Origin of the sequence: Globicatella sanguinis, from assembly GCF_002847845.2 — a bacterium.
Lineage (GTDB): Bacteria > Bacillota > Bacilli > Lactobacillales > Aerococcaceae > Globicatella > Globicatella sanguinis.
In genome coordinates this window covers 2265847-2287021 of sequence record NZ_CP126962.1, presented here as the reverse complement: position 1 = coordinate 2287021, position 21175 = coordinate 2265847, and the positions used below count along the sequence as shown (strand labels likewise).

The 21175-nt window shown below is 37.4% G+C and carries 17 protein-coding genes; 2 read left to right on the top strand and 15 right to left on the bottom strand.

Annotated elements, in window-relative coordinates:
• Window positions 1-184: 184 nt before the first annotated feature.
• From CYJ72_RS10115 to CYJ72_RS10090, 6 genes are all read right to left on the bottom strand, one after another.
• The gene (locus tag CYJ72_RS10115) at window positions 185-1252 is read right to left on the bottom strand and encodes a DUF2871 family protein (protein WP_284629751.1); all 1068 of its coding nucleotides are present in this window, start codon (window positions 1250-1252) and stop codon (window positions 185-187) included.
• Window positions 1249-1824 carry a TetR/AcrR family transcriptional regulator gene (locus CYJ72_RS10110; protein ID WP_284629750.1) on the bottom strand — a complete coding sequence of 192 codons (576 nt, stop codon included), beginning with the start codon at window positions 1822-1824 and terminating at the stop codon, window positions 1249-1251. Before CYJ72_RS10110 ends, CYJ72_RS10115 begins: the two co-directional genes overlap by 4 nt.
• A 1337-nt stretch (window positions 1825-3161) precedes the next feature.
• Complete coding sequence (pnp, locus tag CYJ72_RS10105) at window positions 3162-5264, bottom strand: polyribonucleotide nucleotidyltransferase (protein WP_284629749.1); 2103 nt, start codon at window positions 5262-5264, stop codon at window positions 3162-3164.
• A 174-nt stretch (window positions 5265-5438) separates the two neighbouring features.
• The gene (gene rpsO, locus CYJ72_RS10100) at window positions 5439-5708 is read right to left on the bottom strand and encodes a 30S ribosomal protein S15 (protein WP_066126785.1); all 270 of its coding nucleotides are present in this window, start codon (window positions 5706-5708) and stop codon (window positions 5439-5441) included.
• Between the two features lie 398 nt (window positions 5709-6106).
• Window positions 6107-8131: an acyltransferase family protein gene (locus CYJ72_RS10095; protein WP_284629748.1), complete on the bottom strand. Its 2025-nt coding sequence runs from the start codon at window positions 8129-8131 to the stop codon at window positions 6107-6109.
• Window positions 8132-8399: 268 nt separating this feature from the next.
• Window positions 8400-8894 carry a methyl-accepting chemotaxis domain-containing protein gene (locus CYJ72_RS10090; RefSeq protein WP_101813969.1) on the bottom strand — a complete coding sequence of 165 codons (495 nt, stop codon included), beginning with the start codon at window positions 8892-8894 and terminating at the stop codon, window positions 8400-8402.
• A 223-nt stretch (window positions 8895-9117) separates the two neighbouring features.
• On the opposite strand from CYJ72_RS10090, the gene CYJ72_RS10085 reads away from it, so the two are divergent.
• Complete coding sequence (locus CYJ72_RS10085) at window positions 9118-9363, top strand: GlsB/YeaQ/YmgE family stress response membrane protein (protein ID WP_284629747.1); 246 nt, start codon at window positions 9118-9120, stop codon at window positions 9361-9363.
• A 477-nt stretch (window positions 9364-9840) separates the two neighbouring features.
• Here CYJ72_RS10085 and tnpC (CYJ72_RS10080) read toward each other — a convergent pair whose 3' ends face one another.
• The 5 genes from tnpC (CYJ72_RS10080) to uvrB form a co-directional block, all read right to left on the bottom strand.
• Window positions 9841-11199, bottom strand: a complete 1359-nt coding sequence (tnpC, locus tag CYJ72_RS10080; RefSeq protein ID WP_431606495.1) for an IS66 family transposase — start codon at window positions 11197-11199, stop codon at window positions 9841-9843.
• Window positions 11150-11365 (bottom strand): transposase, encoded by a 216-nt coding sequence (locus CYJ72_RS10075; RefSeq protein ID WP_284629745.1) that lies wholly within the window; start codon window positions 11363-11365, stop codon window positions 11150-11152. The genes tnpC (CYJ72_RS10080) and CYJ72_RS10075 overlap by 50 nt, the downstream gene beginning before the upstream one ends.
• A 55-nt stretch (window positions 11366-11420) precedes the next feature.
• Window positions 11421-11765 (bottom strand): IS66 family insertion sequence element accessory protein TnpB, encoded by a 345-nt coding sequence (gene tnpB / locus CYJ72_RS10070; RefSeq protein ID WP_234982891.1) that lies wholly within the window; start codon window positions 11763-11765, stop codon window positions 11421-11423.
• Window positions 11766-12026: 261 nt separating this feature from the next.
• Window positions 12027-13412, bottom strand: a complete 1386-nt coding sequence (locus CYJ72_RS10065; protein ID WP_284629744.1) for a LysM peptidoglycan-binding domain-containing protein — start codon at window positions 13410-13412, stop codon at window positions 12027-12029.
• Between the two features lie 506 nt (window positions 13413-13918).
• Window positions 13919-15919, bottom strand: a complete 2001-nt coding sequence (gene uvrB, locus CYJ72_RS10060) for an excinuclease ABC subunit UvrB (RefSeq protein ID WP_284629743.1) — start codon at window positions 15917-15919, stop codon at window positions 13919-13921.
• A gap of 274 nt (window positions 15920-16193) precedes the next feature.
• Here uvrB and rpsT point away from each other — a divergent pair, with 274 nt between their 5' ends.
• Window positions 16194-16445, top strand: coding sequence for a 30S ribosomal protein S20 (rpsT, locus tag CYJ72_RS10055; RefSeq protein ID WP_066124617.1), 252 nt, complete (start codon window positions 16194-16196; stop codon window positions 16443-16445).
• 241 nt (window positions 16446-16686) lie between these two features.
• Here rpsT and tnpC (CYJ72_RS10050) read toward each other — a convergent pair whose 3' ends face one another.
• From tnpC (CYJ72_RS10050) to istA, 4 genes are all read right to left on the bottom strand, one after another.
• The gene (tnpC, locus tag CYJ72_RS10050) at window positions 16687-18228 is read right to left on the bottom strand and encodes an IS66 family transposase (RefSeq protein WP_284628775.1); all 1542 of its coding nucleotides are present in this window, start codon (window positions 18226-18228) and stop codon (window positions 16687-16689) included.
• Window positions 18229-18295: 67 nt separating this feature from the next.
• On the bottom strand, window positions 18296-18646 hold the full coding sequence (gene tnpB / locus CYJ72_RS10045; protein WP_084801928.1) for an IS66 family insertion sequence element accessory protein TnpB: 351 nt from the start codon (window positions 18644-18646) through the stop codon (window positions 18296-18298).
• 235 nt (window positions 18647-18881) lie between these two features.
• The gene (gene istB, locus CYJ72_RS10040; protein WP_101814115.1) at window positions 18882-19601 is read right to left on the bottom strand and encodes an IS21-like element helper ATPase IstB; all 720 of its coding nucleotides are present in this window, start codon (window positions 19599-19601) and stop codon (window positions 18882-18884) included.
• Window positions 19594-21099 carry an IS21 family transposase gene (istA, locus tag CYJ72_RS10035; RefSeq protein ID WP_284629742.1) on the bottom strand — a complete coding sequence of 502 codons (1506 nt, stop codon included), beginning with the start codon at window positions 21097-21099 and terminating at the stop codon, window positions 19594-19596. Before istA ends, istB begins: the two co-directional genes overlap by 8 nt.
• Between the last annotated feature and the right edge of the window lie 76 nt (window positions 21100-21175).

Here is a 21175-nt window from a genome sequence, read left to right as displayed (position 1 = left end):
TGCCTGATAGATGCAGATGATCGTAAAAACCCATCAACATGACTAATATCTAGATTTTTATCCACATTAAAAGACGCATTTCTTAAAAAATTTGTAACCCTATTTCAAATAAAAAAGCCCATTACCTATTGAAAGGCATGAGCTAATCCCCAGGGGGACATAACAAGTGCAAAACCTGTATATATTATTTAACTTGGGTATTTTCTAAACGATATATTTTTACCAGTAATTTCGTCATACCGGCTGCTAAAATAATGTGGCCTAAACCAGACATTCCTTCGATTGCTTTAATATTAATTAAATCTTGTCCTTGAGCGGTAATTTGATAGATGCCAATGAAAACCATCATGACTAAAGTAAAGGTTAACCCACCAACATAGATTAAATAAGATTTTTTAAGACTTAATACATGATCCAAGGAGTAATTTCTAATTAGTAGATAAATGACTAATAATACTACAAATCCAAGTACTAATGTGTGAGTATGTAACACACTTAAGCGTGTATCACCAACAAAGTTATTCAATTTAGTAAACTCGCGATAAAAGACACCGGCAACTAATCCCATTACTAAAAATGTAAAAGACATTCCTAAAACATCTTGCGCTTTAAAACTTCCTTTAAAGTAACGATAACCTGAAACCACAATTAGTAAATAACAAATCGTCTTCGGTAACATTAAGGCACCAATTGCTGGAATACTATCACTCAATAAAACTACTGGTAAATAAAAAGCAAAACTTAATAAGATCAGTAGCCACATTTGTTTAAGGCCCTCTTTATCCCGTTGTTGATAAGACCAATAAACAAGTAAGATACCTAAAATTAAGAACGGAATATTTCGTAAAATACCAAATAAATAATTGCCTTCATCCGTTCCCCATTGATTTTGCGGTAAAGCTACCAACACAATTCGTAAGGCTGCTAATCCGTAAACAAGCCACATTTTAGTTGTGGAATCATCACCACTTTGACGACGGTAGAAATAATAATAGAGCACGTAAAACAGCGTCATCGTAATACTCGTCACAAACTGTCCCCAAGATAAAGCAGCTGTATAAGCTTCAAATCCCCCTGGACTCAAATGTGAAGTAACTCGAGGGAGTAAATGAAAACTATCCCCAACCCCTAAAATAATAGCCATTAAACCAAATAATTTAGCACCCGCTTTAGTTTCTAATAATAACCTAACACCTAAGGCTACTACTATTACTAAATAAGCGATATCAAATAAACTCTCTCCAAAATTCATTCCTTAATCCCCTTTTCAATCCATTCCATTTGTTGTTGATATATTGATAAAAACTGTTCCTGAGATAAATTATCCCGAAAAATACGCTCAATCAATCCATGAACTACTACTTTTACATATTGCATCACTTCTAAATCCAAGTCTAGCTCATTTAATTTCGCATAGAAAGATTGGTAATATGAACGTTTCTTTTCATGCCAGTCCCTCGATAAAGCATCTGTCCAATGTAAATAGCGATAATAATACAAATCGTACTTATCCTGGTCGAACACAAACTGACTCATCGCCTGACCAAAATTCTGCAATGCCTCATGAAGATCGCCCGCTTGATCTGTAAGGCACTCTAAAAATTTTAAATGAATATCCTCAGTCTCGTGATCAAGCACATAAAAATAACTATCTTCTAAATCCTCAAAATATTGATAAAAACTGCCCCGTGCCATACCCAATTGCTCAATAATTGTCTTCACCGTCACCTCATTAAAAGGCTTAGATGAAAATTCAGTCTTCAGAACTGCCAAAATTTTAGCTTGTTTGTCAGCTGACAAATTATAAAATGTTGTTTTCGGCACCACCATCACCTCACTTTCTAAGAAAATGACACCGTGTCACTCTGCTTAAATTTATTATAAGTGACACCGTGTCACATTGTCAAGAATAATCAAGACTACCGACCGAAGTGCTAAATGAAAATGGCCTAAAGGAACGAATTATTCTTGGTAAAAGTCCCTGATGAACTCACTGTAAATGTCAACCGAAAAATGGAATGAGAGTCGGTATCAAACAAGACTTTTAGACGCAGTTTGATTTCATTCAACCACTGCGCTTTGAATTAAATAGATATGCCTGAACAGAATTTAAAAAGTTTTTGCCCAGCCTCACCTGATGACATTCGGCTAAAATTTAATATAACTGCAATCTATTTTCTACCTTTCCCGAAGGCGAAAGGCATCAACAGAAATTTTTCGTGCGGAAAATTTCAACCACTTAAAACTCTCTCTTTCACTTTTTTATGAATGATTAAACGTTAGTTTATTATCATTAGTAATGACTAGGATGTATTTTCGCATGAGCGCTGCTGAACTTTTGTTCTTACAGCGCCTCAGAAAATCAAGTCTGTAGGTTCTTCGAAGAAAACCGAAAGACGGTCCCATTACTCTTCAATGATAATAAACTAACAAAAAATGAAATTCAAACATACTCCTCATTGATAATTAGCTAACATCTTATACATCCGCAATCTATTTCCTACCTTTCCCGAAGGCGAAAGGCATCAGCAGAAATTTTACGTGCGGAAAATTTCAACCACATAAAAATTCTCTTTTTTTCTTTATCATGATGGATGATTAACCGTTAGTTTATGAGTCATTATTAGTAACGCTAAACAAAATAATAAGTTAGCGGATTGTTATTAGCAATATTAAGCATAAATTCTGCATGAGTTTTCTTTTCACTTCAGTGAATTAGAAAACCTCAAGAATTTAAGTCTGTATGTTCCACGAAGTGAACAAAAAGACGGTGCCATTGCTCTTTAATAACAATCCACTAACAAAATATAAAATTCAAACATTACTCTTTAATGATAATAAACTAACAAAAAATTATTTCATTTAAAAAATCTCTTTTTCTCTTTTTATGATGGATGATTAAGCGTTAGTTTATTATCATTAGTAATGACCAGGATGTATTTTCGCATGAGCGCTGTTGAACTTCAGTTCTTACAGCGCCTCAGAAAATCAAGTCTGTAGGTTCTTCGAAGAAAACCGGAAGACGGTCCCATTACTCTTTAATGATAATAAACTAACAAAAAAACAAAAAATTATTTCATTTAACCGACCATCATCCTTACCAACAAAAAAACTGGACCATCCACACGGATAATCCAGCATTCAAATCATTGACTATTCGATTAATCTTTAGGTAATAATGCCTTACGCGATAAATTGATACGACCTTTATCGTCAATTTCAATTACTTTCACTTGGACTGTATCGCCCACTTTTAAGACATCTTCCACATTGTTCACACGACGATGCTCTAGTTCTGAAATATGAACTAAACCATCTTTGCCAGGTAACACTTCAACGAAAGCACCGAATTTTTCAATTCGACGGACAATCCCTTCGTAAGTCTCGCCCACTTCAACTTCTTTTACTAACGCATCAATCATCTCAATTGCTTTTTGAATCATTTCTGCATCTGATGACGCCACACTAATTGCACCCGATTGATCAATATCAATCTTAACACCAGTCGCATCAATAATACCGTTGATGGTTTCACCACCACGACCAATGACTACCTTAATCTTGTCAGGATCAATGGTGATTAATTCAATCTTCGGTGCATACGGACTTAATTCCTTACGTGGCTCAGCTAAAGTACTAATTAATTCATCTAGAATTTCAGCACGCGCTTTTTTCGCTTGCTCTAAAGCTTCGGTTAAAATAGCTTCCGTAATCCCTTGGATTTTAATATCCATTTGTAAAGCCGTAATACCTTTGGCAGTACCCGCCACTTTAAAGTCCATATCTCCTAAATGATCTTCTAAACCTTGGATGTCGGTTAAGACCGTATAGTCTTCACCTTCCATCACTAATCCCATCGCAATACCAGCTACTGGCGCTTTGATTGGTACCCCAGCATCCATTAATGCTAAAGTTCCCGCACAGATTGACGCTTGAGAAGAAGAACCATTCGATTCTAACACTTCTGACACAACACGAATCATATAAGGAAAATCTTCAACAGAAGGAATCACTTCTTTTAATGCACGCTCACCTAAAGCACCATGTCCAATTTCACGACGCCCTGGACTACCCGTACGTCCTGTTTCACCAACTGAGAAATTAGGAAAATTATAGTGGTGAATGAAGCGTTTCATATCTTCTGCTCCTAAACCATCAATCACTTGATGTTCACCTAAAGGTGCTAAAGTCGCAACAGATAATGCTTGCGTTTGTCCACGAGTAAATAAACCAGAACCATGAGTACGCGGTAATAACCCAACAGATGAACTTAATGGACGAATCTCGTCAATTTTACGACCATCCGGACGTACACGTTCCTTCGTAATTAAACGACGTACTTCATCTTTTTCTAAATCATGTAACGCTGTATTGACGTCTTTTAATAATTCTTCTTTGTCAGCAGCATCCCCTAATTCATCATTAAAAAATTCTTGAGCTGCTTCCATAACAGCTTCAATCGCTGCTTCACGCGCTTTTTTCTCTTCGGTTTGGATAGCCGCTACCATAATATCTTGGTAACGTTCTTTAACAGTTGCGACGATTTCTTCATTCGGTGTCGCTACGGTTAATTCAAATTTCTCTTTACCACAAGCAGCCACCACTTCATTTTGGAAAGCGACTAATTTCTTAATCGCTTCATGTCCAAATAATAATGCCTCTAACATTTCCGCTTCCGAAACTTCTTTAGCGCTCGATTCTACCATGTTAATTGCAGTAGCGGTTCCGGCTACCGTTAATTCAATATCAGACTCTTCATCTTGAGCGACGGTTGGGTTGATGATTAACTCACCATTGACACGTCCTACATTAACGCCAGCAATTGGACCATCAAATGGAATATCAGATACTGCTAAAGCTAAAGACGAACCTAACATCGCCGCCATCTCTGGTGTACAATCTTGATCAACTGATAAAACTGTATTGGTAATTTGAATTTCGTTTCGTACCCCTTCTGGAAACATTGGACGAATTGGACGGTCAATTAAACGACTCGTTAACGTCGCTGTCTCGGAAGGACGACCTTCACGCTTAATAAAGCCCCCTGGTACTTTCCCTACCGCATACATCTTTTCCACATAATTAACGGTTAAAGGGAAAAAATCGCCGCTTGTGGCTTTTTTAGACGCAACTGCTGCTGTTAAGACCACGGTATCGCCGTAACGGACTAAAACCGCACCATTTGCTTGCTTGGCTAATTCGCCGATTTCGACGGTTAACGGACGACCGCCTAAAGTGGTACTAAAAACTTGTTTTTCTGCCATAATAAACTCCTTTTATAAAATCTTATCCAAGACGTCAACATAGCTAAACAAATATCAACCTACCTATTAAAACATAGGCTCATATTTGTAAAGGTACGTTTGGTTCTTGGATATTAAATAACAAATCAATAAAACAAAAGGATGGCGTGAGCCATCCTTCAAAGTCTCGATGAATTAACGACGTAGACCTAAACGTTGGATAAGTTCACGGTAACGTTGAACATCTTTGTCACGTAAGTAAGCTAATAAGTTACGACGGTGACCAATTTTTTTCATAAGTCCACGGTAAGATGTGAAATCTTTTTTGTGTGTACGAATATGATCATTTAAAACATTGATGTCTTCAGTTAATACAGCGATTTGTACTTCTGGTGAACCAGTGTCTCCTTCATGAATAGCATATTCTTTAATGATTTCGTTTTTACGTTCTTTAGAAATTGCCATAATAGTTTCCACCTTTCTTTTAAAGTATGCCACATCCAAAGTAATGCGTTGGTGATTCGCAAAACTAAGGATGGGTAATTAATAATTGCATAGTCAAACATCGGTATTACACAGCGACAGACGACCACCTATATAATTTACATGAAATTGACCGAAGTTGCAAGGGGTAAGAGCTCTTTTCTTAATATTTTTACCAAATATTAAGCTAATGAATCAAAAAGTTCATGCCATTAGGTAAAATCAGCTGTCACTACTTACTCTAGCAAAAATTCATGCCATTAGGTAAATTCAGCTGTCACTGCTTGCTCCGGCAAAAGATGACCCCACTAGTTAAACTCAACTGTCACGGCTTACTCTGGCAAAACTTAGCGCCGCTAGTTAAAAGCCCTTGTCATAGCTTACTCTGGCACTTGACCATTATAAAAACGATATAACTCTTTTGCGGTAAAGGCAGCAAATTCATCGGCCCCTTCTGGTGTATGATGAACTCCTTCACCTTCCCAGTAAAATTCAGGATGGTCTTTCGCATAACTATACCAATCTAATTCATGCACATTGTCATATTTATCCGCAAACTTTTTAATGATTTGATTAACAGAATCACGATGCTCTACCGCTGAATCTGAATTTACAAAGAATAATTGACGGTTACCAGCTGCTGCGATAAAATCTTCCATTCCTTGATCGTCTAAACCTGCATTCGTACCTAAGTTGATCACAAGTATATCATTCACTTCTCCACTACTAATCCAATCTGTCAATACACCGACCGCTTTCCAAATTTGTAAGCTTTCAACACCTAAATGATTAGAGTTCAGAAACACATTTAACGCATTTGGAGCCGATAATAAAATCAAAGAATCACCGAAGAAACTGACGCGAATCTTCGAAGCAAATAATTTCACTTCATCTGGTACTAAAGCTGCTAACTCAGGATCAAGCGCATTGATTTCATTAATAATATCGGCATTGCCATTCGTAATTTGGGTGACTTCTTCGCCCACACCTGACGTTTGAACTAAAGCCTTTTTAGCGATGTCAAAGAAGTTTTCCGTTTCAATGTTTGAAATCAATGCGATATCTAAATCTTTTTCCAACTGATCAACTTTCGTTTTTACTTTATGAATCACACGCTCATCTTTGTCAGCAATCTCAAATAAACTCGGTTGAACTTGCTTTAATTGATACTCTAATTGGAATTGTGTTAGTGGTTTATCATTGCGTGAAATTACCCAACCTGCTCCCATTATCACAAATAATACTAAGCCAACTGGCGCTAACCATAAACTACGATTATTCAATTGGAACTCACGCCAATCTGCTTTCCAATCAAAACTAGTTGTAAAAGGCAGAATCAAACGTTGGCGCTCAATCAATTGATAAGTCAATTCACTAACCAGAGCTAAAGAAATCGCAATCGATAGATAAAGCCAATACATTCGCCCATCAAATTGACGTTGTAATTTAAACCATAAAACGATGACTGGATAATACCATAAGTAATAAGAATATGAACGGCGCCCAATCCAAGGCAAAGGCTGAATTTCAAAGACTTTACGCACTAATGGCACCCCAACGGTAATCGAAAAGATCAGCAACATACTCAAAACGGAATACAGGGGCATAAAGAAATAATAGGTTTCGGGTTGTTGGTCTTTAACAAAAAATGTCATGCCCACAAAACCGATAAAACTGATGATACCAATAATGTAATACAATACTTTTTTGGCTTTTACTCTATAAAATAGATTTAATAAGACCGGAATCATATAGGCTGTCATAATCCCCAGTACAAATGATGAAAAGCGCGTATCAATTCCATAGTAAACACGCGAAGGGTCTTGACCAGGCACATAAAGCCATAATAGTGCAAAATGACTCATACCCGCAATTAATGCCCATAATATTGCCTTAGCGGCCCCTTTTAAATTTAAAAATTTAGTAATAAGGACCCCTACTATCGCCAAAATAAACGATTGAATATACAAACTGTTATACCATAAGTGAGTAAATAAAGATGCTTCCGTCATCCGAACGAAGTAAGATTTATCAGCAGAAATTTGATACAAATTATTATAAAGAAATAAACCCGAAAATAAATCATCGCGAATCGATAATAATTGCGTACGATCAAAGATTAATAATCCAATCACGACTGACCCCATCATCCATAGCAATGGGAAAAAAATTCTTGCTAAAGTATTTTTAAAATAATGCCAAATTGATAGCCAATCGCGTTGCGCACGGTTAAACTCAATTTGCTCTACTTTATAAGTAAAGAAATACCCTCCCAGTGCTAAAAAGGTATTAACGGTTAAAAAACCACCCGGTAAATAACTAGGAAAAAGATGATAAAATACAATCGCAATAATCGATATCCCTTTAATCCCATCATAACTCAGTATTCGTTTTTTCTTACTCAATTCTCTCACCCACTCAAACTTATCAAATATATTCTTATTATATAATAACAAAAAATACTTTTAAAATGTTACCATTTATAAAAAGATTTACTTAAAACATAAAAAAAGTAGGTTTGGTTCCCTAAGGTTCTCCCAAACCCACCTATATACTAAATATTAGACACTCTTGATAATCAGAGAATGAAAAAAGGCTAAGAAAACTAATCAAAGTATCCCCAGCCCTATCCATTCAGTCAATCCTATTGATAATGAACTGACTCCTATTCAATTACTCACTCACAACTTCTTCTGAAAGCTCAATTGCCGCATCCGTTGTTTCTTTTACCCCATCTTTTAAGGTGCTAAAACTACTTAAAATTTCATCAAATGAGTTCGTTAATTCATCTTTAACTTGGGTAACACCTTTAACTAAAGTATCGACTACTTTATCATTATCATCTAAGTCAGTCAGATTATTTTTAGTGTCTGAAACGACTTTACCCACTTTTCCTGATAACTCTTTTAATGATTTAACCACATCTTTTTGCGCATGTGCCAAGTTTTCTCTCGTTTCATCAGATGCAAGTCCTGCAAGACTGGCAAAATCTTGACCTTGTTCAATTGTTTTATCTTTCAATACATTGAATTCATCTTTAGCATCTTGGTATCGTTTGCCCATTTCATTTTTATAATATTCTGTTTGTTTTGGATAAAATTTCTCTGCTAATAGATAAGCACCTACAATTGCGACACCAAAACCTAATCCTTTTTTAAATTTTCCCATATCATTCACTCCTTATAATTTAAATTAACTTAACAACTACCATTATAACATAGAAACGTATTTATAACAAAAAATTGACCTTAGCCTTATTTAAAAAGTTTTGTTATAGCCTTTAATTAATTAACCAAGTCATAATATTTGCATTTACCTATCCTTTTCGCATAAGATATAGGTATAAACTAAATTGCATTTTGTTTATATAATATTTTAGGAGGTAATGATAATGGCATTTATTATTCAATTAGTTGTCGGCGGAATCTTAGGATGGTTAGCAGGCTTAATTTTAGGAAAAGATTTACCAGGTGGCGTCATTGGTAACGTTGTTGCGGGTATTTTAGGTTCTATGATTGGTGGTAATTTATTCTCTAACTTTGGACCACAAGTTGCCGGATTTGCAATTATTCCAACCTTATTAGGAGCAATTATATTAATTCTGGTTGTTTCATTTATTTTAAAATCTACTCGCTAATTTGATGTAGACATTAAGAAGGTGAGCCAGTGATTTTTCATACTCATTGTCTTAATAAATATTAAATCCCCAGTTCTCTTTCAAAAAGTACTGGGGATTTTTTTGTTGGATGAAAAGCAATGGGACTTCGATGATAATCACTTATGGTTCACACATGGCTTTGCGGAATCATCTAATATTGAAAGTAAAGTTAACTCCTTATTTACTCAGTATATAGACGACTTAAATTAACACACATTAAAATGCCAACTTACAAATCCACTCGCAGTGAGTAAAATCAATTAAAGTGCAATTTAAATAAAAAACTTCTTTCATAAATATCCATGATAATGCAATAAAATCTCAATTTCACTTTTGCATAGGCGAAAAATCCCAAATTAAAACTGGTTAATTTGTAAGCGTCCTATATCAGAGTATCTTGATACATAAAAAATCCACTTCCAAATTTTTTAATCAAAATGGAAGTGGATTTACTTTTTATTGGATACCTAACTGACAATGACGTTGGACTAATTCACTCCATGGTAAATAAGCCTCTAAGACCTCATTTTTTTCAAAAATCGGTTCATTCGGTAAGTGGGTCAGTAAATAATTGATATATTTTTCTGAATCAAGCCCATGTCGTTTCGCTGTTTCAATTATTGTTAGAATGACAGCGTTCGTTTGAGCCCCTTCAAAACTCTTGGAGAACAACCAGTTCTTTCGACCAATCACCAAGTTCTTTATCGCTCGCTCCGCTAAGTTATTCGATAAGACTAAATGACCATCTTCCAATACGGTTTTAAAAGTATTTTCATAATTTAATGCATATTGGATGGCTTTACCGAGTTTGAACCCTGGTAATACTTCTTGGGTGCGACACCAATCGAAGAAAGCTTCCATAACAGGGCGTAACTCTGACTGTCGTTTGACAAATCGTTCTTCTGGTGTGAGGTCTGCCCATGCTTCTTCTAAGCGGAATAGCTGATTACAATAGTCTAAACCAACTGCTCCCAAACTCTCTTTCGACTGCTTGGGTGTCGCTTCGTAGAATTTTCGTCGCACATGGGCCCAACAGCCGACTAATTTCGCATTCTCGAGTTGACGATAAGCCGCATGCATATCACAATGAACATACCCCGAGTAGTCACCTAAGAGTTCTTTTATCACCTGTCCACTCCGCTTAGCATCATGATGGTAGAGTGTGATGCCTCTTTCAGCGTCTTTACCAGAAGCAACGACCCAATAATAAGTTTGATTCGTTTTACTCTCTAAGACTCGATACGGTGTTTCATCCGCATGTAGATGCGTTTGTGATAACAGCTCTTGTGTTAACCGCCGATAAAGGGGTAGAAAATATTGTTCACTCACTTTCATCTGCCAGTGAGTCAATTCTTTTCGGGTGATGGGAAGGGATAACTTAATCCAATCTGTTTCTTGTCGATAATTAGGGACTTTTAAATTGTATTTTAGATGAATGGAATGCGCAATAATCGAAGCGGAGCCTAAGCTATGGTTCAAGGGAGCCTTCGGTACCGTGGATTTAATAATGACATCTTGATCGTTCAATTGACTACAATGCTCGCATTTATAGGCATGTTGAATATGATCCACCCGTTTTATTTGTGCAGGGATAAAGACTAATTCCTGACGATAACAGTGCGAACCGATTTCTTTTAAATGATGTTGACAATCTGGGCAGTGGCAAGCTTCCCCTTCAAGAGCATAGTGTTTTTCTTCAACAGGAAATTGATCGAGTGTGAGTTGGCGTTTTCCGGACGATTTCTTTCGTGTATACTGTATCGTTTCAATCTCGCCTGGGAGAGTCCGGCATTTGTTTTGCCGGTTCATTTTCATCTTCGAAGAGAGAAAGCTGACCATCAGGAATGATGATCTTCTCAGATTTTTTCCCATAGAGCTGTTTTAATAAATAAGCATTTTGTTCACGAAGTAAAGCAATTTCATTATTGAGTGTTTCGATTAAATTGAATTGTGATTCTAATTGTTTTTCTAAACTGTTCATATGCCTTACTCCGTTCATTAGTATAGGTATAGTATAAAACAGGAAAGAGAGACTATCAATAGAAAGTTCGCTGATTGGCCACTTTAATTTTGGGTTCGATCGAGAACCCTTGAAGTAACCAGTTCACTTGTGTTTCATTTAATTTTATTATGTCATCATTATGAGAAGGCCAAGTTAAACGACCATTTTCGAAACGCTTATAGAATAGCCAAAACCCTTGACCATCCCAATAGAGAATCTTAAACCGATCTTTTTTTGTCCCACAGAATAGAAAAAGTTTTTGTGAAAAAGGATCCAATTGATACTTTTCTCTCACGAGTGATGCAAGGGAATCAATTCCTTGGCGCATATCGGTTTTTCCTGAGATTAGATAAACTTGACCTAATTGATTGATATTCATTTTCAAGATAACACACCCCTAAAATAGTTTGATTATCACTATTTTAAGGGTGTTATCCAATTATTGATAGATACTCTGTTATGGGACGCTTACGTTAATTTTCGTACCAATAGCATACTTCATCATTATTATATAGCTATCAAATCTATCTGGTATAGACATAAATATAAAATAAAATGACTTCGCTTCATCTCCTATATCAAAATGCAAAAAACAACCAAAAGTATCGACCTTTTGGTTGTTGAAAGAGAGACTTAATGATTATTTATTCTCTTTTTTCTTATTAAAGGTTATTAAAGCGACACCTAATCCTGCTAAAACTAAAGCTCCCACGATTACAATTGTAGCGTTTCTTTCACCTGTTTGTGGTAAAGATTTGCCATCCTTCGTTGTAGTGGTGATGACAGAAGTTTCTTGTGAGACTGCTAAAGTAGTTGTTTCAGTTTGAGTTGGTGTATCTTCAGAAGTAGTAGTAGTGCCTTCATTTTCACCTTTTGCTGGAATCTTAAGTGTTTGACCAACAAAAATATTATCATCAGTCAATTCATTGGCTGCTTTTAATGCTTCTACTGTTACGCCATGTTTTTCAGCAATCTTATTTAAAGTATCGCCTTCGACAACATCATAAGTTTGTTCTTGAGATGCTGTTGTTTCGCTTTCTGCAGACGTTTCAGAACTTGTTTCTTCAGTTGTTTCTGCCGTTTCATCACCTTCAGCTGTTGTTTCTGTCGTTTCATCACCTTCAGCTGTTGTTTCTGACGTTTCATCACCTTCGGCTGACGTATCTTCAGTTGTTTCTGACGTTTCGTCGCCTTCAGCTGTTGTATCTTCAGATTCTTCTGACGTTTCGTCACCTTCGGCTGTTGCGTCTTCAGTCTCTTCAGCAGTTGTTTGTTCTGCTTCGGTAGTTGTCTCTTCGTCTGCTTTCGGAGTTAATTCGTAAACACCTTCAGCATTTTCGGTAAATAAAGGTTGCTCAGCTAATGCTGGTAACTCATTCTCTAAAGCCGGATTTAAACGTTCCGTAGCATTTTCTAAAATCGCTGATTTAAAAGCTTCTGCTTGAGTGAAGACATCTACTGATTCAGTGCCAGCATCTTCCACATAGGTAAAGCCTTCAGAGTGAACATATTGTGCAGCTACATGCCCATAAGTTTCAGCACCTGGATAAGTAATCGTACCGAAAATAGCAAAATCACTCGTGTTTTTCGTATCATGGTTCACGACACGGAAAACAGGTGTCCCCGCTTCGTATAGTACTTCATCACCACTATATAAGTCCGTATTTAAACGTCCCCATTCGATATTCATATCTTTTAAGCCATCTTCCGCTTCAGTTGCGGCTGCAGCATCCTTCACTTGTTCCCAAGGTTGAGGTGCTACTTCTTCATTATCAAAGACAAACTTGCGTGTTGAACTATTTACAATCACATACTGAGCCGTAGCTTCAGTCATTTCATCTGTTACATCTTCGGTTTCATCTAAACCATCTGATACAGTTTCCGCAACGTTTTCCTCAGCCGTCGTATCACTCACTTCTTCGGTTGGAACCTCTTCGTCGATGGTCGTATCTTCTTGTGCGAAGACAGGATTAACCAATCCTAAGGTCAACGCTGAGATTAATAAATATTTACTTAATTTTTTCATTTTTAGGACCTCCATAAACTTGATCACTTATCGATAGAAATCATCATTAAATTCCTATCTTTCTAACTATGTGCCTATAATATCACAGGAAAATAGCTTATTCAATAAATTTCATTGTAAAGTCTAACTACTTAATAAAAGGTCTTTTTAAATTCACATTTTCATCAAATTTAGCTAACATTCATAACGTAAATCTTATTCCCTTAATATACTGGCTATTTGGCAAGATACTATTCATTCAAAAAGATGCTGTTTTTAACTCTAACTTTTGTCTCTCCAACGATTATCGTAAATTCAGCCAATATACCGCTCTTAGCCTATCGTCGTCGATATATGTACTCTTAACTATAATCAGAATACAATTATGAGCGCCACCACTTATCAATTCAGATACTACACAACTATCTTATGCCATCCGCATCATATTGCTATGGCTACACGCACGATTTAAAATAAATGCACTTGGATGTACAACTAAATGTCATTTTTGTTCGTTCAACGTTTTTTTATTTATTTAACTTATGCCCATAAGCGGCTTTTAATTCCATAATAATATCACGCAACTCGGCAGCTGCTTCGAAATTCATATTTTTGGCATGTTCTTTCATTTCCATTGTTAGGCGCTCCAACTCTTCTTCTCGTTGCATTTTTGAAAGATTTTTAAACTGTACCAATAAGTTTTCTTCTCGTTCTTCGCCTTGGACATCATGCGTAATACGGATTAGATCACGTACTTCTTTCTTAATCGTTTTTGGCACAATACCGTGTTCTTCATTATATGCCATTTGAATCCCACGACGACGGTTGGTTTCATCGATCGCATTTTTCATCGATTGAGTGATCACATCCGCATACATTATTACTTGACCATTCTCATTACGAGCCGCTCGACCAATCGTTTGCACTAGCGAACGTTCACTACGCAGGAATCCTTCTTTATCTGCATCTAAAATCGCCACAAGAGATACTTCCGGAACGTCTAAACCTTCACGTAGTAAGTTAATCCCTACTAAAACATCAAAGACACCTAATCGTAAATCACGAATAATTTCTGTACGTTCCAAGGTAACAATATCACTATGTAAATACTTGACTTTGATATCGAGTTCTTTTAAATAATCGGTTAAGTCTTCGGACATTTTTTTCGTTAATGTCGTAATAAACACTCGTTCATTTCTCTCAACTCTTTTATTAATTTCGCCCACTAAATCATCGATTTGACCTTTAATCGGACGGACTTCCACTAATGGGTCCAGTAAGCCAGTTGGACGAATAATTTGCTCAGCATATTCGCCATTTGTATGTTCTAATTCATAAGGACCTGGCGTGGCTGAAACATAGATGATTTGATTGACCCGTTCTTCAAATTCTTCTAAACGTAATGGGCGGTTATCTATCGCACTCGGCAGACGGAAACCGTAATCGACTAATTGTTGTTTACGCGCACGGTCTCCATTATACATCCCTCTTAATTGCGACATCGTAATGTGAGACTCATCAACTACTACTAAATAATCATCTGGGAAAAAGTCTAATAAAGTAAACGGTGCTTGACCTGGCGCACGACCGTCCATATGACGTGAATAATTCTCAATCCCACTACAATAACCCATTTCTAATAACATTTCGATATCATAGTTCGTTCGTTGTTCTAAACGTTGCGCTTCTAATAATTTATGCTCACTGCGTAATTCTTCTAAACGCTCTTCTAATTCCTGACGAATGCTTTCGACTGCCCGGGTTATCTGATCTTCATTGGCCACAAAGTGTGTTGCCGGATAGATGGGATAATGTTCTAAATCTCGACGAATTTCACCGGTTAAAACATCCACTTCACGTATACGATCAATTTCATCGCCAAAAAATTCCACTCGGATAACTTCTGATTCACGTGAAGCCATAAAAATTTCCAGTACATCGCCACGCACACGAAAGGTTCCCCGTTGAAAATCAATATCATTACGGACGAACTGCATTTCGACTAGACGATTTAACACTGCATTTCGACTGATTTCTTGACCTTGACGAATCGACAATACATGTTCACGATAGTTTTTAGGATCGACTAATCCATAAATACAAGAAACAGATGCCACCACAATCACATCACGACCTTCTAATAATGCTGAAGAGGCAGAGTGACGTAAACGGTCAATTTCATCATTGACACTCGACTCTTTCTCGATATAAGTATCGGAAGCAGGGACATAGGCCTCTGGTTGATAATAGTCATAGTAAGAAACAAAATATTCCACTGAGTTTTCAGGAAAAAATTCTAACAATTCAGAATATAATTGACCAGCTAACGTTTTATTGTGAGCCAACACTAAAGTAGGACGGTTGACCTCTTTAATCACATTCGCAATCGTAAATGTTTTTCCGGTACCAGTAGCCCCTAAGAGCACTTGGTCACGTTTGCCTTCATTCAAACCTTCTACTAATTGTTTAATAGCCGTCGGTTGATCCCCACTCGGCTGGTATTGAGATACTAATTTAAATTGATCCATTTTGGGCACCTCTAATCCTTTCAATTCACTTCTATTGTACCTTTATTCATAAGGTGTGGCAAATTGAATGATTCTAAATAAATTAGCTTCAAATTGAAAGTGAGAAGAGACTTTTTCATGTAAATTAACTTCATTTCACAAAAAAAATACAGTTAAATTAAAGATTTTTTGATTATATAGTTGCAAGGTATAATAGTTATCATGTATAATAAGGAAGTTGACTAAGTCATTTTTGGCTTACACACCAATAAGAGAAGAAAGAGGTGACCGAGACATGGCAAATACTCCATCAGCAATCAAACGTATCCGTCAAACAAAATCTGTAACTGCTCGTAACACTGCTCACGTATCAGGTATGCGTACAGCAATCAAAAGATTCCGTGCAGCTGTAGAATCTGGCGAAGGTAATTTAGAAGAATTATTCAAATTAGCGGCTAAAGAAATTGATAGCGCAGCTACTAAAGGTTTAATCCACAAAAATAAAGCAGCTCGTGATAAGTCACGTTTAGCAAAATTAGTAAAATAATGAATTTTCAACCATCCTTTTAAAGGGTGGTTTTTTTTGTAATTCTAAACTTATTATACAAAAGCATTAAGTCCATTGTGTTTATTCCGCGCTCTCAAGCCCACCTATACGCAGCATCGAATTAAATAAATACACTAAACAATTATAATCTATAAAGTAAGCGCCCAATAGCCAAGTATATAGAAACCGGCCCCTCAACACTCTACAATAGGTGTTGAAGGGCCAGTTTCAGTCTTTTTAATTATTTAATGGCCTGACAGGCTTCCTTGACCTTCGAAGACCAAGGCAAATAAGCCTCGAGTGCTTCAAAATTTTGCACCGGAAGTTCAGGAAGCTCCTCAAGTAAATATTGAAAATAAGACGGAGGATGGATACCATTAAGCTTCGCACTCTCATAGAGACTGAGGATCCCCCCAGCCGCTTGGGCTCCCTGAATGCTTTGGCTAAACAACCAGTTCTTGCGCCCAATTACCAGTGGCTTGATTTGTCTCTCCGCTCGATTATTGCTCATCTCTAGTCGACCATCTTCAAGAAATTGACGGAAGAAAGGCTCATGTTTGAGAGCATAGGAGATGGCCATTCCCAGCTTGGTTTGAGGTAAGGCATTCAAAGTCTTGACCCAATCAAAGAACTCGTCAACTTGTCTTTGAAGGCAAGTTTGGCGCCAAGTCAAGCGTTCCTCAGGCGTCAGCTCCTTCCAATTCTGTTCGAATTGGAAAAAGGAATCGCACCATTTAACCGCCTGATAAGCAGGATGATGCTTAGACACTTTAGCTGGCAGGGCTTCAAAGAATTTCCGCCTTAAATGCGCCCAACAGCCACTGACTTTAACTTTCTCCTTGCATAGGTTGACATAGGCACCATACATATCTGCATGAAGGCTGCCTTCAAAATCTGGACCCAATAGGTCAAGAATGACTTGGCGTCCTCTGCCTTCATCAAATTGATAAATAATTCCCTGTTCTGGGGTGTCCTTGCCACTCATGAGAAGCCAAAAATAATTCTTCGCTTTTTGGCTCTCTAATACCCGATAGCTGGTTTCATCTGCGTGGAGAACTTCTTGTTGACGGAGCTTGTTTAAAAGTAAGTCACAGAGGTTCTGGAAATAATATTGATAGGTGCGAATGTGCCAACCGCAAATCGTATCCCGACTTAGGGGCAGATTCATTTGTTTCCATTCCTGTTCTTGACGATAAGCGGGTAACTTCAAGCCATATTTTTGATGAATCGTTTGAGCGATCAATGATGCAGACCCCAAGCTATTGTTGAGGGGAGCTTTAGGAACGGGAGCCTTCACGATTTTGTCATTGGCCCCCTCTTTTTGAGTGCAACCCTCGCATTTATAAGAAGCTTGTTTATGAATGATTCGTTTCATATGAGCAGGAATGAAGACAAGCTCTTCACGAACAGCACTAGCCCCTATCTGTTTCATCGATTCCCCACAGTCTGGACACTGGCAGTTTGAAAGTTCGTGTAGCTTTTCTTCGGCAGGGAACTGGTCGAGAATCGCCCGCTTGATCCCTTTATTCTTCTTTGCTTTACGCTTATGAGCCTTCACTTCTTGGACGATCTCTTCTTCTAGTTCTAGGTTGTCTAGAGCTTCCTGCCAATCCTCGAACAGACTGGTTTGTCCAGGTTGAGGCGCTGTTTCTTTCTTGCGACCAAACTGTTGGTTCATCATCAAACGAAGCTGTTCTTTCAACCATTCAATTTCACGTTCTTGTGTTTCAATAATATCGATTAGTTGTTCAGGTGTCTGCGTCTCGATGGATTTGATGTCCATTCCCGGACCTCCCTTCTGTTCAAATTTCTTTGATTATAAACCATGTAAACGATTTAATCAAGTTTTTTCACATTGTGTAAGATCCTTCCAATGATTGAACGGATGGTTCGATCAGAAAGCCATCCATAAGCTGAATGAGTTGGTGACGGTCAATTTCCTTCAGTGATTCCTCCTGTCTAGGCCAATGAATTCGGCCAGATTCATAGCGTTTATACAGTAACCAGAAACCTTGGCCATCCCAATAAAGAGCTTTAAAGCGGTCAAGCCTGGACCCGCAGAAGAGAAAGAGATTCTTTTCAAAGGGATTTAATTGATAATCATTTTGAACGAGAGCAGCCAGAGAATCAACTCCCTTGCGTAAGTCTGTCCGACCAGTCATAATGTAATAGCGTTTAGCAGCATCGAGATTAATAATCAATCAACCACCTCCATAAGTTTTAACTTAATCATACAGGAGGTGGTTGGGCTGTGATACGTACCTGGTTATTCGGCGCTTACTCTATAAAGGCTATACACTTCCTTTCACACAAATATAATATGCTAAAAAACACTTGAACCGAAGTCCAAGTGCTAAATTTCATCATTTTTTGTATTTGGCAATAGGGAATTGCGTTAAACGGCAATTAATTTTGTATGCCACTTGCCATCACTATCTACTCATGAATTAATGACTCTTTATAACGGAAACTATCGCCTCTAAACATTAATAAATGGGAATGGTGAATGAGTCGATCAATAACGGCTTCCGTTAATACTGGATCTCCAAAGACGTGATTCCATTGCCCAAACTGAAGATTCGTTGTGATGATTAAGCTCTTGTTCTCGTAACACATAGAAATGACCTGAAAGAGTAATTCTGCGCCCTCTTTGTTGAGAGGGATATAACCTAATTCATCTAAAATTATCGCGTGTTGCTTGTCTAGCTGTTTCATCAACTTTGGTAGCTGTCCTTGTTGATTTGCTTCTATAAGCTTGTTAACTAAGCCTGCCACGGTAAAGAACTTCACCTGGCTGCCATATCTATGTATGGCATTTAGGGCAATGAGCGTAGATAAATAAGTTTTGCCCGTCCCAACACCTCCATAAAGAATGAGATTCTCTTGTCTCTTAATGAAATCACCCTGAATAATCGTATCGCGGTCGATTCCGTGCGGAATCTGAATATGTTCCCACTGAAAAGGCTGATGGCCTGTTTTAGGTAGTTGCGCTTGCTTCAACAGTAAGTTGACTTTGCGCTCTTCTCGATGCTCTATTTCCTTTTCAAACAACTTAACCAAGTAAGTTTCATTTGACTCGGCTGTCACCTCGTGGTAATGTTCTCGAATCCAGCTGAGTTTTAAGCGTTTGGCGTATTCTATAATTTGATTATTCACGCGCTCCACCTTCTTTCGCATAGAGGGCGTCATAATGATCAAGTCCTCTTGTGATATCAGGCATATCCGGTAAAGACATTTGTGGCGTGTATGTTGAATAATCCTCTTGATTATTAACGAGTGAATAGAATCGATGTTTAATTTGATCAACACTTGGATGTCCTTGTGCTGATACATCATTTAGCGCCTGATTCAGTAGCGTGAAATCATCATTTTTAAGTAACGTACCTAATAATCTTAAAGCTTCTTTTTGCTCATCTTCTGTACAAGCTTTTAAATATCGCGTCCATTCTTCTGGGAAATGATCATAGATACTGGTGTACTTAATCGCTCGTGGTCGTCGAGATAATAAATCAAGATAGGGTTGCCAAACCATTGATTTTCGTCTAACACCATAGAGTCTCGAATGATGAACCACAGCTTCATGTTGCTCATTTAAAATACTCACTGAATGATATGTGATCGCAACGGTTAACTTATCCCCAGCGAATCGAGGCGAACTTGAGTATTGTTTTTTATCCACAGTAATAAAACCATATTTATCAGCTTTAACTACTTCATAACGTACGCAATCAAATGATTTCTCCGGAAGGAGAAGCCATTGTGCGCAATCCTCTTGATAGAGCGTATCTATTGGCACATCCTTTTTGTAATGAGAACGATCACGATCATCCTCAGCTTTTTGCCATAACGTTTCATTAAATTGATCTAAATCTTCAATATGACATTCCGGTAATAAGAAATTATTCCTTACATACTTCACCATCGCTTCGACATGGCCTTTTTCGTTCCCCTTACCTGGATTACAAAATTCATAATGAAAGCCATAATGCCCCACAAAGCGTTCAAACACATCCGTGAGCTTTCGCTCTCCTTTGCCTAATATCTTTTTCACTGCCGGTCTAAAATTATCAAATCGAATGGTTCTCGGAACCCCACCCATATGATGAAACATACGTTGTAAACCTTCGAGTAAACACTCTGCATTTTCCGAAGGAAAAACCTGAAAATAAAACGTATTACTGAAAGGAAACGACATCACCAAATAGGGTAACTCCATCGATTCTGATTGATAAACAAAAGGAGCCGTTCCGAAATCCACTTGGGCTGTCCCCGGGATAGATTCTAAAGGTAAAGCCGCTTGATCAACCATTGTTTTTAATTCTTTTTTTCGTTTAGAAACATACTGGCGAACACTTCTCTCAGACCCTTTAAAATCATGATCGTCCACAAGCTGTTGAAATAAACGTTTCGCCGTGCGGCGATATTTCCGTTTCTTTTTAGAATCCTCATTCAACCATTCATCAAGAATTGGTTTTACTGGATCCATGACAGGTGCCTTTCGGCACTGAGGTTTCTTAACTTCAAAGTCTTCTTGATTGGCATATTTTTTTACTGTACGAGCATCGAAACCTGTCTTTCGACTAACACTTGCATAACTTTCATCTTTTTGATTCACTTCATATCTGATATAATTTACTTCAGCCACTGCTAACATCTCCTAAATATCCTCCTGTCAAACGTTATTGGTCTAACGAGGAGTTTAAAGTTATTTTTGAGTGTTGGCAAGTGGT